Annotated in this window: 15 protein-coding genes; 12 read left to right on the top strand and 3 right to left on the bottom strand. The window is 64.8% G+C overall.

What is annotated here, in order from left to right; genetic code table 11:
• The first annotated feature begins 146 nt into the window (after positions 1–146).
• From IEX61_RS06885 to IEX61_RS06855, 7 genes are all read left to right on the top strand, one after another.
• The gene (locus IEX61_RS06885) at positions 147–773 is read left to right on the top strand and encodes a histidine phosphatase family protein (RefSeq protein ID WP_054672558.1); all 627 of its coding nucleotides are present in this window, start codon (positions 147–149) and stop codon (positions 771–773) included.
• Between the two features lie 194 nt (positions 774–967).
• Positions 968–1,621: a class I SAM-dependent methyltransferase gene (locus IEX61_RS06880; protein WP_054672560.1), complete on the top strand. Its 654-nt coding sequence runs from the start codon at positions 968–970 to the stop codon at positions 1,619–1,621.
• Positions 1,622–1,686: 65 nt separating this feature from the next.
• Positions 1,687–2,583 carry a hypothetical protein gene (locus IEX61_RS06875; RefSeq protein WP_157057842.1) on the top strand — a complete coding sequence of 299 codons (897 nt, stop codon included), beginning with the start codon at positions 1,687–1,689 and terminating at the stop codon, positions 2,581–2,583.
• A gap of 106 nt (positions 2,584–2,689) precedes the next feature.
• Positions 2,690–2,854 carry a DUF2759 family protein gene (locus IEX61_RS06870; protein ID WP_157057843.1) on the top strand — a complete coding sequence of 55 codons (165 nt, stop codon included), beginning with the start codon at positions 2,690–2,692 and terminating at the stop codon, positions 2,852–2,854.
• Positions 2,855–2,949: 95 nt separating this feature from the next.
• Complete coding sequence (locus tag IEX61_RS06865; RefSeq protein ID WP_188817286.1) at positions 2,950–5,157, top strand: septation ring formation regulator EzrA; 2,208 nt, start codon at positions 2,950–2,952, stop codon at positions 5,155–5,157.
• A 21-nt stretch (positions 5,158–5,178) separates the two neighbouring features.
• Complete coding sequence (locus IEX61_RS06860; protein WP_188817284.1) at positions 5,179–6,354, top strand: M20 metallopeptidase family protein; 1,176 nt, start codon at positions 5,179–5,181, stop codon at positions 6,352–6,354.
• A gap of 243 nt (positions 6,355–6,597) precedes the next feature.
• Positions 6,598–6,807: a DUF1540 domain-containing protein gene (locus tag IEX61_RS06855; protein ID WP_054669016.1), complete on the top strand. Its 210-nt coding sequence runs from the start codon at positions 6,598–6,600 to the stop codon at positions 6,805–6,807.
• Between the two features lie 42 nt (positions 6,808–6,849).
• Here the strand turns inward: IEX61_RS06855 and IEX61_RS06850 are convergent, their stop codons facing one another.
• Complete coding sequence (locus IEX61_RS06850; RefSeq protein ID WP_054669019.1) at positions 6,850–7,443, bottom strand: 5' nucleotidase, NT5C type; 594 nt, start codon at positions 7,441–7,443, stop codon at positions 6,850–6,852.
• Between the two features lie 158 nt (positions 7,444–7,601).
• Between IEX61_RS06850 and IEX61_RS06845 the strand changes: the two genes are divergently transcribed.
• Positions 7,602–7,958, top strand: coding sequence for a DUF4190 domain-containing protein (locus tag IEX61_RS06845; protein ID WP_229725758.1), 357 nt, complete (start codon positions 7,602–7,604; stop codon positions 7,956–7,958).
• A 90-nt stretch (positions 7,959–8,048) separates the two neighbouring features.
• Here IEX61_RS06845 and IEX61_RS06840 read toward each other — a convergent pair whose 3' ends face one another.
• Positions 8,049–8,195, bottom strand: a complete 147-nt coding sequence (locus IEX61_RS06840; RefSeq protein WP_157057608.1) for a hypothetical protein — start codon at positions 8,193–8,195, stop codon at positions 8,049–8,051.
• Positions 8,196–8,449: 254 nt separating this feature from the next.
• On the opposite strand from IEX61_RS06840, the gene IEX61_RS06835 reads away from it, so the two are divergent.
• From IEX61_RS06835 to IEX61_RS06825, 3 genes are all read left to right on the top strand, one after another.
• On the top strand, positions 8,450–9,604 hold the full coding sequence (locus IEX61_RS06835) for a cysteine desulfurase family protein (RefSeq protein WP_188817280.1): 1,155 nt from the start codon (positions 8,450–8,452) through the stop codon (positions 9,602–9,604).
• A 3-nt stretch (positions 9,605–9,607) separates the two neighbouring features.
• Positions 9,608–10,807, top strand: coding sequence for a tRNA uracil 4-sulfurtransferase ThiI (gene thiI, locus IEX61_RS06830; RefSeq protein ID WP_188817278.1), 1,200 nt, complete (start codon positions 9,608–9,610; stop codon positions 10,805–10,807).
• A 187-nt stretch (positions 10,808–10,994) separates the two neighbouring features.
• Positions 10,995–11,639 (top strand): fumarylacetoacetate hydrolase family protein, encoded by a 645-nt coding sequence (locus IEX61_RS06825; RefSeq protein WP_229725757.1) that lies wholly within the window; start codon positions 10,995–10,997, stop codon positions 11,637–11,639.
• Positions 11,640–11,690: 51 nt separating this feature from the next.
• Here IEX61_RS06825 and IEX61_RS06820 read toward each other — a convergent pair whose 3' ends face one another.
• Positions 11,691–11,891: a hypothetical protein gene (locus IEX61_RS06820; RefSeq protein WP_054669023.1), complete on the bottom strand. Its 201-nt coding sequence runs from the start codon at positions 11,889–11,891 to the stop codon at positions 11,691–11,693.
• A 191-nt stretch (positions 11,892–12,082) separates the two neighbouring features.
• On the opposite strand from IEX61_RS06820, the gene IEX61_RS06815 reads away from it, so the two are divergent.
• On the top strand, positions 12,083–13,267 hold the full coding sequence (locus IEX61_RS06815) for a hypothetical protein (RefSeq protein ID WP_054669025.1): 1,185 nt from the start codon (positions 12,083–12,085) through the stop codon (positions 13,265–13,267).
• Positions 13,268–13,366: the final 99 nt, after the last annotated feature.

Here is a 13,366-nt window from a genome sequence, read left to right as displayed (position 1 = left end):
AGATTTTCTCGTGAGTGACCGGCTTCACTTCGGTTAGGTTTTTATGTGAGTTGACACGGAGTGTGGCGCGAACGAATAGGTACCCAAAAACGCCCCGGTTATGACTACAATAGAAAGAACAAACGCGGATGGGAGTGACAGATGGGATGGCGACAGAGCTGTACCTCGTTCGCCATGGGGAGACGCTGTGGAACCGCGAGCGGCGCATCCAGGGCCATCGCGACGTGCCGCTCAGCCCCCTGGGAAAATGGCAGGCGGAGGTGCTGGCCCGGCGGCTTGCAACGGTGCCCTTTGCCGCCGTCTACAGCAGTGACCTGGCGCGGGCCCGGGAAACCGCGGAGGCGGTGGCGCGTGTCGCAGGAAAGGCGGTGATCGCCCTGCCCGAACTGCGCGAACGGTGCCTCGGCGAGTGGGAAGGGAAGACGATGGCCGAGATCGGCCTGATGGAGGGGATTCCGCTCGAGGATCCGCGGCTTGCGGCGATCGGCGCGGAGACGTTTGAGGCGCTGCGGCATCGGGCGGTGACGGTGCTGGAGGCCATTGCCCGGCGCCACGACGGCGAGACGGTGCTCGTCGTCAGCCATGGCGGCTTTTTGAACGCCGCACTGCATGGGATGACCGGCGGCCGGTTGGGCACCGGCGTCACGCGGCATCGCAACACGGCCATCACGCGCGTGCGCTGGGAAGGGGGCGTGTGGACGGTGCTGTCGGTGGCCGACGTCGCCCACCTTGACGAGGCCCAGGGTGAAGGAACGGCGGCGCGCTCGTCGTAAGGACGGGTCCGTGCCTTGTGCCGTGGAAAACGGTGCCCCAGGGGTGGGCGTTGCGGACGGGATGAGAGCGTCGATGAGAAGACGGCCGGTTTTTCCCGTTGTCGAAGGGTGCCCGTTTTGCGTACAATGAAGCTAAATCGTCGGTTTAAAACGGTTAATTCCGATGGTTTTATCGGTTTTTAGGAGGGACAGCGATGAGCGTGGCCCGGTTCAACGAACGGTTTGATCAATGGGCTGCCACGTATGACGAAACGGTCACCGATCCGACAGGGGAATACGCCGAAGTGTTTGCCGGGTACTCCCGCATTCTCGCCCGCGTGGCCGACGAGGTGGCCCTGCCGCCCGGTTCGGTGGTGGTGGAAATCGGCGTGGGCACGGGGAACCTCACGCGCGAGCTGCTGGCGCGCGGCTACCGCGTGATCGGCGTCGAGCCGTCGCGGGAGATGCGCCAGCAGGCCAAGCGCAAGCTGCCCGACCTCGACCTGCGGGACGGCGATTTCCTGCACCTGCCCCTTTCCGATGAGCGGGTTGCGGCCTTTGTCAGCACCTACGCCTTTCATCACTTGACCGACGAGGAGAAGGAAACGGCGCTGACGCAGATGGCTGCGCGCCTGGCCCCGGGTGGAAAAGTGGTCTTTGCCGACACGGTGTTTGCCAGCGAAGAAGAGCGCCAAGCGTGCATCGAAGAAGCGCGACGCAAGGGGCACGTCCATCTGCTCCGCGACTTGGAGACGGAATTCTATCCCACGCTGCCGGTGTTGGAGACCCTTTATCGCCGCGCCGGCTTTGCCGTGTCGTTTGAACGCTTGAATCGCTACGTGTGGCTCTCCACGGCGGTGCGCCGCTGAGCGGACCTGGCATAGATCGCCTCCTTCGCGGTTACGCTATGCGTGACAGCGAGGAGGCGATGTTCATGAGGAGGATGCGACGGTCGAGCGCCTTGGCCTCGGCCCTCTTGCTGGTGCTGCTTGCGGCGGCGTGCGCCCCCGGAACGGACCGCGAACGGGCCCAGGCCGAGGCGGAGGCCTTGTACAGGGAGACGGTGGCGCAGTTTTTGCGCCAGACTCGCTACACCTTTACCGGCACCACCACGCTGCAGCGCAACCAGACGCTGCACGACCTGGCCCGCGTTCGGTTCAACGGATACGTTGAAGGCGGCGACGAGATTCTGGTGCGCCTGTCGTTGACGGGGGACGGCGGCACCGTCCGCCATGAAGAGGTGCTGTCGCTCTACCAACAGGGCAATCGTTTCTATTCCCGCTTGGCCGACTCTCGCCTGTGGAAGGCCGCGCCGGAAAAGGATCGCCTCATCCGCAACGAATTGGCCTATTGGAATCCCGCCGAGCTCGTGCGCGCCATCGACGCGATGAAGCTGCGCGTGGACGTGGACCCGCGGCGTTCGACGCCCGACGTGCGGGCCCTCGCCGTGGCGGTCAACCAGGACGAATTGAAGAGCTGGTTGGCCGAGCGCATGCGCGATCTGGCGGCGGAAGGACGGCGTGCGGATGCCCTCGTTTTCTCCGGCGCCGAGCTGCTGATGCGCGAGGAGGCGGTGTCGCGGAAGGAGAAAGAGCGCAACCGCCAGGCGATGGCCGACCGGTTGGCCACACTGGAGGCTTCCGGGGCGTTTACCTTGTTTGTCGATGTGCACCGGCGGCTGCCGACGAAGATCGAAGGGCGCATCCAGGCGCATTACCGCGAAGAAGGGCAGACGGTGCGCGAGTCGACCACGCTGAACGTGTTCGTCAAGGATTTCGGAGAGGCGATCGATCGCCCACGCGACCTTCCCGTCAAGCCTTTGTCACGATAGCGCTGGCCTTGCCCGTTGCGCGGGCGCGGCGATCCATCGTAAAATAGACACGTGCGTATGCCTTGTGGTGGAGAACGGGCAAGGAGTTGCGGAGGAGGCGAAACCCATGCCGGTGCTGGAAATCCTGTTTCTGCTCATCGGTGCGGTCTGCGTATGGTCGATCTTTCGCCAGGCGCGGGAGAAGAACGTGCTGGGCGTGGTGATGTCGATTCTCGGGGCCATCACCGGATTGGGCTTCGGCATTCTCGAGCTGATGGCCAAGTTGAGCTGAGAGAAGGAGACCGCCAATCGCGCGGTCTTTTTCTTCTTTCCCCCAAACCGGGGAGTCGGGTAACGGGAGACGGGACAGGAACAGGAGAGATGGCCGTGAAGCGACGAGCGGTCCTTCTCGCGTTGGCGATGGTTGTCGCATTCTTCTGTCTCCGCGCCTCGGCGCAAGCGCTGCCGCCGTGGCAGGACCGGCCCGTCCTGGATGAGGCCCGGCTGTTTTCCGCCCCGGAAAGGCAGCAAATGGAAGAGCTGATTCGCGCCTTTCCCTATCCGGTCACCGTGGTGGTCGTGCCGACGATGAACGGCCGTGCGCCCGACGATGTAGCCCGCGAAGCGTTTGCCGCCTACGGCCTCGATCCGCGTCACCTTCTGCTGGTGGTCGACGCCCAGCGCGGCGCCTTGGGCGTTTACGCGGGTGCGGCGCTGGCGAAAGCGGGCCTGTCGGCAGAGTGGCTGGCCGAAAAGCGGCGCATCTTTTTCGAGCCTTATGAAAAGCAGAACGAAATCGCCACCGGCGTGGCCGCGTTTCTGCAAGCCGTGCTGGACGACACGGCGCAGATGGCCGCTGCGGCGAATCTGCCGCGCGCCGCGACGCCCGCGGCTTCGGACCCCTCCGACCGGTTGAGCTGGAGCGTTGTGCTGCTTGTCGCGTCGGCGGTGGGGGCCGCATCAAGCGGGACGGTGTTGGCGGTGCGCCAGGGGGTGCGGCGTGCTGTCGCCCGACAGCGCGCCCGGCTCGCCGCGCTGCGCGGGGAGCTCGACGCCGCCGCCCGCGCGTACCCGGCTTCCTTGGCCGGCCAGACGGCGTCGGCCTGGGCGGAGTGGTGCCGGTCGCAAGTTGCGTGGACGGAGCGGACCACGGCGCTGGAAGGGACGCTGGACGACATCGAGGACGCCGGCGAGCGCTTTCGATTGGTTCGGGCCCTGCGCGGCGTGCGGGCGACGGCACAAGAGGTGCTTGCGCTTGAAGAGGAGGCCCGCCGGCTGCGCGAGGCGTCCGCGCGGCTGCGCGAGGCGGCCGAACGGGTGAAGGTCGCATTGCCGCATGCGGCGGAGGAGGCCCGCGTCGCCGGCGAAGCGCTCGAGGCGGCGCGGCAGGAGACCGGCTCCTCCTTTGCCGCCCTGGTCCGGCTTTGGGAAGAGGGGCGCCGACGGCTGGACGAAGCCGAGCGCGACGCCGCCGCGGGGGACAGCCTGGCCGCCGAGGCGGCGCTGTCCGAGGCGCGAAACGCGTTTCGGCGCGTGGTGACGGACAGCGACGCGCTGCGCCTTAGCCGCACCGCGATGGACGAGCTGGAGAACGCGCTGCGCAGCGCAGAGGCCACCTACCGCTTGCTGCAAGAGTCTGGGTACCGCTTTGCCGAATGGTCGCCGGAAGCGACCCTTGCCGGGATCCATGAAGAGAGAACGGAATTGGCTGAGGCGTGGGAAGCGGGGGACGCGGAGCGGGTGACCGCCCTCCTCCCCGCACTGCGCGAGGCGGTGGAGCGGCTGTCCGCCCAACTGGAAGAGGAGCAGGCGGTGCGCAATGCCGTCGGCGAGCAGATGCCGGCAGTGGAGGCGCGTTTGCGTCGCGCGGAGGAACAGCTTGCCGCCGTCGAGGAGGAGCTGGACGCCCTGCGGCACATTTACTGCTTGTCGGAGGGGGACGTGTTTGAAGCCCATGCGCGGTTGCGGGAGGAGGCGGGAGTCATTGCGGACAAGCTGGCCAGCGCCGCCCGGTTGGTTGCGCCGGAAACCCAGCGGTTCCGCGCCGCGCACGCGCTCCTGGCCGATGCCGAGCAAGCCGTCGACGCCTTGTTGCGGGAAGGGGAAGACCTGCTCAAACGGCTCGAGGCCATGCGCAAGGACGAGCGTGCGGTTCGGCAGGCTGTCGTCGAGATGGAGCGCATCCTGCATCGCCGGGTGCAGGACCTAGAGCGGGCGTTCTTGCCTCTCCCCAAAGGGATGGAAGCCAGCCTGCGCGAGGCGCGCGCGGCCATCCGCCAGTTGCAGGCCCAGTTGCGCAGCGTCCCCCTCGACGTGGACAGCGTGCGGCACCAAGCCGACGCCCTGATGAAGGAGGTGCGCGCGTGGGAACAGGCGGTGGAGGCGCTGCTGGCGGGCTACCGCCGGGCGGAGGAGGCCATTTGCCGCGCCAATCGGTACCGCGGCGCCCACCCGCGTTGGGAACAGGCGCTCAAGGAAGCGGAAGAGGCGTTTCGCTCCCTTGATTTTGCCCATGCCGAAGCGCTCGCGCAGGCGGTCTTGCGCGAGGCCGAAGGGAGGCGCCGCCCCTTTGGCCGAGGGGCGGCCAAACGGTGAAACGGGGAAGGGGAGTCGCGCATGACGAGCAAGTGGTTGTGGGGCGATCCGCGCTTACAGGAGTGGACGGTGGCGGTGCGCCGCCACCTCCATGCCCATCCCGAGCTGTCCCATGAGGAAGTGGAAACGGCGCGCTTCGTGCGCGAACAATTGGAATCGTGGGGCGTCGAAACGACCGCCTACGGGAACAACCATGTCATCGGGTATGTGCGCGGCGCGCGGCCGGGTCGGACCGTTGCCCTGCGCGCCGATCTCGATGCCTTGCCCGTGCAGGAGGAGACGGGCCTCCCCTTTGCTTCCACCCGGCCGGGCGTCATGCACGCGTGCGGCCACGACGGCCACACGGCCATCCTGCTGACCGCAGCGCGCATCCTGGCCGAGCGGCGGGCGGAGCTCGCCGGGACGGTGAAAGTCATCTTTCAGCACGCCGAGGAGACGGTGCCCGGCGGGGCTCGGTTTTTGGTGGAGCAAGGCGTCTTGGACGACGTGGACGCCATTTTCGGGCTGCACTTGTGGCAACCCCAGGCGAAGGGCACCGTAGGGGTAAAGGCCGGCCCGCTGATGGCCGCCGCCGACAAGTTTACGGTGCGCATCCAGGGAAAGGGGGGCCACGGCTCGATGCCGCACGAGACGGTCGATCCCGTCGTCGTGGCCGCCGCCGTCATCCAAAACCTGCAGACGGTGGTCAGCCGCAACGTCTCGCCCCTCGAGCCGGCCGTCGTCAGCGTGGGTTCCGTGCAGGCCGGGGAGGGCTACAATGTGATTCCCGATTCGGCGACGCTCGCGGGAACCGTGCGCACCTTCCGCGAGCCGGTTCGCCGCCTCATCGCCGAGCGGCTGCGCCGCGTGGTCGACGGGGTGTGCGCGGCCTACGGGGCCACGGCGGAGGTGGCGTACACCTTTGGCGATCCGGCGGTGGTGAACGACCCGGTCATGGCCGATCTTGTGCGACGCGTCGCTGAACAGGTGGTCGGACCCGACCGCGTCGTCGAGGCCGAGCCCTCGATGGGCGGCGAGGACTTTGCCTACTACCTCCAGCAAAAACCGGGATGCTTTTTCTTTATCGGCATGAAGGGGGATGTCGCGCGCTATCCGCACCACCATCCCCGTTTCACCCTTGACGAAGACGTGTTGCCGATCGGGGTGCAGATGATGGTCGGCGTGGCACTTGCCTACTTGGCAGCGCGACCGGGATGAGGAATGGGGGGCGAACAAAAAAACGGCCCCGCCGCGGCAGGCGGGGCCCATTCGTGAGGAAGACGAGGAAGACGAGGAAGGGTTCTTGGCGTTACCCTTTCTTTACAATAACAGATTCGCCGATGCATGACTGTTAACGTTTTGTGAAAACCAACGTAAGGAAGGGTTCCCGGTTTGGATCGGCGGTTTGCATCCGTATGCGCGGTGCGGCGTCCGGACACATTAGGATTAGGGGTGAATCGAATGCCCGTTGTCAAGTGCAGCGTTTCGAATTGCGCCTACTGGGGCAGCGGCAACATGTGCACCGCCGATGCGATCATGGTGGAGATCGACCGACACGCCCGCGCTTCGTTCAACGAGGAGATCGGGGAAATCGAGGTCGACTCCGGCCACAAAGACGTGGCCAAATCGAGCAGCGACACGTGCTGCCACACGTTTCAGCCCCGTCGGTGACCGAAACCCCGTTCCCACAACCGGGAACGGGGTTTTTCAAAATCAGGGCGCGCACAGCCGACCCGCGTGGGCGTCCACGTAGGCCGGCACTTCCCGCCAGGAGCGGATGCGCGTCACAAGGGATGGCAGCGGTCCCTGATTGTAGGGCGTGTCAAAGAGCAGCACGGGCACCTGAAGCGCTTCGGCGAGGGCGCAGGCGTTTTCGTAACGGTCTTCGATGAACAGCGCGACCTTTTGCCGGCGCGCTTCGTCCACTTTGTCGTGGGAGCCCAGCAGGATGATTTTGTGATAGGGGATGCGCTGCGTCTCAAACCATTGCACCGTCAGGTCGTAATGTTCCGGTTCCCGCGCGCTGATGTAGATCAGCGTGTGCTGGCGTGCCAGGCGGTGCAAGACGTCGCGGGCAAAGGGACTGGGCGGTGACGTGCGGTAGACGTCAGCCGAATGGCGTTCGTACCAGCGCCAAAACGCCTCTGGCGTGATCTCGTAAAGGGGGATGAGGTCATATTGGCGCACCTGGGGGTACAACAGGCGCTTGCCAAAGGCGCGATTCAGATGGGAAAGGAAGCTGGCCGGGTTGGTCACCGTTCCGTCGATGTCGATGCCAAGGCGCAAGGTGCGCGAAACGAGGGACACGCTCTTCACTCCTCATCGGAAACCCGCGGATGCTCCCATGGAGGAGCATAGCGAAACTTCCGGTGGCTGACAAGGATGTGTCGCCAAGAACTCGGCCCCATAATCGCGACGCCGGTTCGGCATACTAGGGGTACACCACGCAGAAAGAGGGAATGCGCATGGACGAACCGCGCGCTCGCTGGACGGAAGGCGAGGCGGACGTTCGCGATCGCGCCCGTGAAGGCGATCCGACCGGCGAGGAATTTGCCGCCGAGATCGCTCCCGCCACCGCGCCTCCGCGCGAGAAGAGGGCCGTCGACCGGGCGGAACAAACCGACGGCAGCGGATGGGCGATTGCCGGCATCATCCTCTCGGTGATCAGCCTGTTCGTGCTTCCGTTCTTGTTCGCTCCCGCCGGCGTCATCGTTGGGTACGTGGCGTATCGCCAAGGCGCGCGCACGCTCGCCTGGTGGGCCATCGGCATCGGTCTGGTCTCGCTGTTGGGCGCGATCCTGCTTCGCCCCTTCTTCCTGTAGTTTTGGGTCCCTCGCGCGTGAAGGAAGCCTCCGGGGCAAGCCCGGAGGCTTCCGTGTCGGCCAGAGGCGCGCGTCACGGATTTGGCGCGGTTAGTTGTAGGCCTCGGTCAACAAGGCGTCCAACTCGGTGGGTTCAAACCCTTCGGCATCCTGCAGCATGCGCTGCACTTCCCGATGGAGGCGATCGATCTCCTCTTCCAGCCGTTTCAACACTTGCACGTCGACGGTCACGGTCATCGCGAATCCCTCCGCTTATGAGTTCCCTTGAATTTACTGACCATTCTAACAACGAATCTTTTTCTTGTAAAGAGGGGAAACGAATTGAAAGCGATTACAAAAGGGCTGGATTTTTTTAAGATCTTATCGTAAAAATACCACGTCGTTTAACCGGAAGCGAACGCAACGGCGGGTTTCGCCGCGGGTTTGCTTGCATGCGGGGAGAAATGTGGTATGATGATGGGTGAATGTCAAGAGGGCAAGGGGTTTTTCCCATGATCTACCTGGACCATGCGGCAACGACGCCGCCGCACCCGGAAGTGGTGAAGGCGGTTGGCGAAGTGATGATGCGCTTTTACGGCAACCCGTCGTCGCTGCACCGGGCGGGGGCGGAAGCCCAGCGCGTGCTGAAGCAGGCCCGCGAAGTCGCCGCGCGGGCCTTAGGTGTGAACCCGGCGGAGATCGTGTTCACGTCGGGCGCCACGGAAAGCAACAACGCCGCGCTGAAAGGGGTCGCCTTTCAGTACCGCGATCGCGGCCGGCACATCGTGACGACGGCCATCGAACATCCTGCCGTCTACCTCGTGGCGAAGCAGCTCGAGGCGCTTGGCTTTTCCGTCACGTACCTGCCGGTCGACCGCACGGGCCGCGTGTCGCCCGACGCCGTGGAACAGGCGTTGCGCGACGACACCATCCTTGTCTCCATCATGCACGTCAACAACGAAACCGGCTCGCTCCAGCCCATCGCCGAGATCGGCCGTCGGCTGGCGCGCCATCCGAAGGTGCTGTTCCACGTCGATGCCGTGCAGGGGTTTGGCAAGGTGCCCCTGGATCCCAAGGGATGGGGCATCGATCTCCTGTCGTTGTCCGGTCACAAGATCCGCGGTCCCAGAGGCGTCGGCCTTCTGTACGTGCGCGAGGGGGTCAAGCTCTTTCCCCTTCTCGCCGGCGGCGGGCAAGAAGGGGGCCTGCGCTCGGGCACGGAGAACGTCCCCGGCATCGTGGGCCTGGCCAAGGCCATGCGCCTCATCCATGAAGAGCAGGCGGCCAAGCCCGATCATTTCGCACGCCTCAAACGGCGGCTGATCGCCGGCCTGCGCGCGTTCGGTGACCGCGTCCTGCTCAACTCGCCGGAGGGCGACGACGAGGCCGCTCCCCACATCGTCAACTTTTCCGTCCCCGGCATCAAGCCGGAGGTCTTGCTGCACGCCCTCGAGGAAGAAGGCTACCTCCTGTCGACCAAGTCGGCCTGTTCCTCCAAGAAGGACGAGCCGAGCCGCGTGCTCCTCGCCATGTTCGGCGACGAGGAGCGGGCGCGCACCGGCATTCGCGTCAGCTTCGGCTACGAGACGACGGAACGGGACGTGGACGGCTTTCTCGCGGCGCTCGAGAAGCGCCTGCCCGAACTTCTCGCGTGGATGAAGGGGTGACCCATGCGGTACGACGTCGTTTTGCTGCGGTACGGGGAATTGGCGCTGAAGGGCAAAAACCGCGGCCAATTCGAAAACCGCCTGCTGGCCAACGTGCGGCAGGCGCTCGCCGATTTTCCGGGCCTGCGCGTCCGGCGGGCCTACGGCCGCCTGTTGGTGGAACTGGGCGATGCGCCCTTCGCCGAGGTGGCCGAGCGCCTCGGGCGCGTCTTCGGGCTCGTGTCGTTCAGCCCGGCGGTGCGCACGCCGCTCGACCTTCCGGCCATCCAGGAGGCGGCCCTGGCGCTGATCCGCTCCCTTTCCCCCGCGCCGCGCACCTTCAAGGTGGCGGCCCGGCGGAGCGTGAAAAACTTTCCGCACACCTCACACGAGCTGAACCACCTCGTCGGCGCCCACGTGCTGCGCAACACGGACAACCTGACCGTCGACGTGCACGAGCCCGACGTGGAGCTGGCGGTGGAAGTGCGTCCGGAAGGTGCCTTTTTGTACGTCGAATCGCTGCCCGGCCCCGGCGGGCTCCCCGTGGGCGTCAGCGGGAAGGTGCTCCTCTTGCTTTCCGGCGGTATCGACAGCCCCGTGGCCGGCTGGCGCATGCTGAAGCGCGGGGTGACGCTGGAGGCGATCCACTTCCATAGCTACCCGTTCACCAGCGAGCAGGCTTTGGAGAAGGTGCGCGACCTGGCGCGGGTGCTGTCGCGCTACGGGGGACCGATTCGCCTGCACGTGGTGCCCTTCACGGAGATTCAGACGCGGATTCGCCAGCACGTGCCCGAGGCGTACGGCATTACGATCATGCGCCGGTTCATGATGCGCATCGCCCAGGGCATAGCCGAAAAGCGTCGCGCCCTCGCCCTGGCCACCGGCGAGAGCCTCGGTCAGGTGGCCAGCCAGACGCTGGAGAGCATCAACACGATCAACCGTGTCGTCACCATCCCGATCCTGCGCCCCCTCATCGGCATGGACAAGGCGGAGATCATGGAGACGGCGAAGGCCATCGGCACCTACGAGATTTCCATCCGCCCCTATGAGGATTGCTGCACGATCTTCGTGCCGAAAAACCCCAAAACCAAGCCGGATCCCGAGGAGGCGGCCGAGCTGGAGGCGGCGCTACCCGTCGACGAGCTGGTGGCCGACGCCATCGCCCGCACGGAGATGGAGACGCTGGACTGGCGTGCGCGCGACGAGATCGCCGACTTGCTGTGAGGGACGCGCGCCGATTTGTGGGGACGATCGACGAACGGGGGAGGAGAAGAGGGGCCATGTTGGTGCGCTACGAGCACAATGGCAAGGTGCGGTACGGCTGGCTGGTAGACGACAAGGTGCGCATGGTTGTCGGCGACGTCTGCTATGCCGAGGGGGGCGGCCGTATATCCCGGGCAAGGAGCTGCCCGTGTCGGAGGTTCGCCTTCTGGCCCCGTGCGAGCCGAGCAAGGTGGTGTGCATTGGGGTCAACTACGTCGACCACGCCAAGGAGATGGGGCGGGAGCTGCCCAAGGAGCCGCTGATGTTTCTCAAGCCCTCCACCGCGGTCATCGGGCCGAACGAGCCGATCGTCTACCCACGGCTGAGCCAGAATGTGCATTACGAGGCGGAGCTGGCCGTGGTGATCAAGAAACGGGCCCGCCACGTGAAGGCAGCCGAAGCGAAGGACTACATCCTTGGCTACACCTGCGCCGTCGACGTGACGGCCCGCGACCTGCAGTTTGCCGACGGGCAGTGGACGCGGGGCAAATCCTTCGACACCTTCTGCCCGTTGGGACCGGGAATTGTGCCCGCATCCCAACTTGACCCCATGAATTTGGGCATCCGCCTCACGGTGAACGGCGAGGTGCGCCAGGAAGGGAACACGTCCCAGATGGTGTTCAACGTCTATCAGCTCGTGGAGGCGGTGACGGCGGTGATGACGCTCCTGCCGGGTGACGTCATCTTGACCGGAACGCCGCCGGGCGTGGGCCCCATCAAGCCGGGCGATGTTGTGGCGGTGACGATCGACGGCATCGGCACGCTGACCAATCCGGTGGTGGCCGAAGCGTAACGGCGCACACGAAAACGCGCTCGCCTGATGTACGGCGAGCGCGTTTTCTCTTTAGGGCATGTACTGGGGGACGTTGCTCGGCAGCCCCTCCCCGTCGTAGCGAAAGACGTGGTCAAAGCGCGTGGCGGTTTCCTCCGCGTAATGGCGGTTGCGGCACCCATACAGGAGGTAGTGGGCATCGGCATCCTGCGAAACGACGTTGAGCGCTTGCTGGCAAATGGGACAGTGGAGAACGGTTCCGAAGACGATCACGGTTTCCCTCCACTCCTTTCTGAAATGTTTGAACAGCATTTTATCACAAAACCGCAGCCGTGGTCAGGGAAGGCGAAGGAATGGAATTGACACTCATTCTCGTCTGGTGTAGAATCTGATCGGCGATAATGATTTTCACTTACAAATTGCCGGCTCCATCCACATCGAAAAGCGAAGGGGAGGAGGTTGCCATGACATCCGGAAAATGGGGGACGATCGTGCTCGCCCTGAGCCTGCTGCTGGCCGGGTGCGGGCAGTCGGCCAACACGACGGCACCGGCCGAGCAACCCAAAGGGGAAACCGGGCAGGAAACCCAGCAAGGGGCCGCGGAGACAACGCCACAGGGTGAAACGGCGGTGGCCGATGCTTTCAAGATGGCCCTCAAGGAACTGGACAAAGCTAAGGAGGGGCAACCTGTCGACTTCGAGCGGGTCGCAACGATCTACAAGGAAAGCTTGCAGGGCCTGGTGCAAACGCGCGACGCCGAGTTCAAGGAAACCCTTGACCAACAGCTGAGCGCAGCTCTGGAGGCCGGGAAAAACGGGCAAATGGATCCGCTTGTCGTGCGCCAGGTGTTTGACAAACTGATGCAAAAGGTCTTTTACCTTACCATTAAGAAGGAATTCCAGGAAACCCTCGAGAAGTGGGGCGATAAGGCGCACGGCAAGGAAGAGGTGGCGGAAGCCAAAGCCTATTACGCGCTGCTCAAGGGAACCGTCGAAAAGCGCGATGCCGCCTACGGCACGCAGATGGCCGCGACGATCGACGGCGCCTTCGCCGACCTGGAGAAGGCGGTGGACAGCGGCGACAAGCTGGCCTTCGAGTTGGCCAAGCAAGTGGTGGACAAGACGCTGATGAAGACGTTCTACCTGGCTGCCGGCGCGCTGGAGCATGGCTACGCAGGCAAAGCGGCCAAAGAAGCCAAAGAGGACCCCAAAAAGGCCAAGGTCGAACAGGCGGAAGGGTGGGCCTTCTACCAGAGCCTCTACCCGTACCTGGCCAAGTACGCCAAGGAGGAAGCCGATTTTATCCAGCAGCAGTTTGATCTGTCGTCCGATGTGTCCAAGCTGGACCCGCAGGCGGTGAACAAGGCCTTCATTCGCGGGTTCGCGAAGGTGGCCCTGCACGAGTACGAGGAGAGCGCGGAGAACTGGGGACAAGACAAGGGCGTCATCACCGCGCTGGAAGGCGCGCTGTTCATCGACCTCCTGGAGGGCGATCTGAAACGGCTCCTCGGCGAGCAAGGCTACACGTCGCTGCGCGAGACGGCGCAGCAGTACCTGGAAGCGGCAAAAGCCAGGGACGAAGCCAAAGGCAAGGCGTTGCGCGAAGAGCTGGAGAAAACGCTCCGCGCCGTCGTGAACAAAGCGCAATAACGTTTGCGCCCAAGCGCCTTTCCCGTGGATTCGGGAGAGGCGCTTTCGTTTTGCGTGCATGGCCCCGCTGGGTTTGACGACGCATGGCCCGGCGGGCAG

This window comes from Calditerricola satsumensis (assembly GCF_014646935.1).
Taxonomy (GTDB): domain Bacteria; phylum Bacillota; class Bacilli; order Calditerricolales; family Calditerricolaceae; genus Calditerricola; species Calditerricola satsumensis.
This window is presented reverse-complemented; position numbering and strand designations above follow the sequence as displayed.

Bases quoted from the DNA above. Each gene is read 5' to 3' on its own strand.
- IEX61_RS06885 (WP_054672558.1), top strand. From the start codon at position 147: ATGGCGACAGAGCTGTACCTCGTTCGCCATGGGGAGACGCTGTGGAAC.
- IEX61_RS06880 (WP_054672560.1), top strand. From the start codon at position 968: ATGAGCGTGGCCCGGTTCAACGAACGGTTTGATCAATGGGCTGCCACG.
- IEX61_RS06875 (WP_157057842.1), top strand. From the start codon at position 1,687: ATGAGGAGGATGCGACGGTCGAGCGCCTTGGCCTCGGCCCTCTTGCTG.
- IEX61_RS06870 (WP_157057843.1), top strand. From the start codon at position 2,690: ATGCCGGTGCTGGAAATCCTGTTTCTGCTCATCGGTGCGGTCTGCGTA.
- IEX61_RS06860 (WP_188817284.1), top strand. From the start codon at position 5,179: ATGACGAGCAAGTGGTTGTGGGGCGATCCGCGCTTACAGGAGTGGACG.
- IEX61_RS06855 (WP_054669016.1), top strand. From the start codon at position 6,598: ATGCCCGTTGTCAAGTGCAGCGTTTCGAATTGCGCCTACTGGGGCAGC.
- IEX61_RS06845 (WP_229725758.1), top strand. From the start codon at position 7,602: ATGGACGAACCGCGCGCTCGCTGGACGGAAGGCGAGGCGGACGTTCGC.
- IEX61_RS06840 (WP_157057608.1), bottom strand. From the start codon at position 8,195: ATGACCGTGACCGTCGACGTGCAAGTGTTGAAACGGCTGGAAGAGGAG.
- IEX61_RS06835 (WP_188817280.1), top strand. From the start codon at position 8,450: ATGATCTACCTGGACCATGCGGCAACGACGCCGCCGCACCCGGAAGTG.
- thiI (WP_188817278.1), top strand. From the start codon at position 9,608: ATGCGGTACGACGTCGTTTTGCTGCGGTACGGGGAATTGGCGCTGAAG.
- IEX61_RS06815 (WP_054669025.1), top strand. From the start codon at position 12,083: ATGACATCCGGAAAATGGGGGACGATCGTGCTCGCCCTGAGCCTGCTG.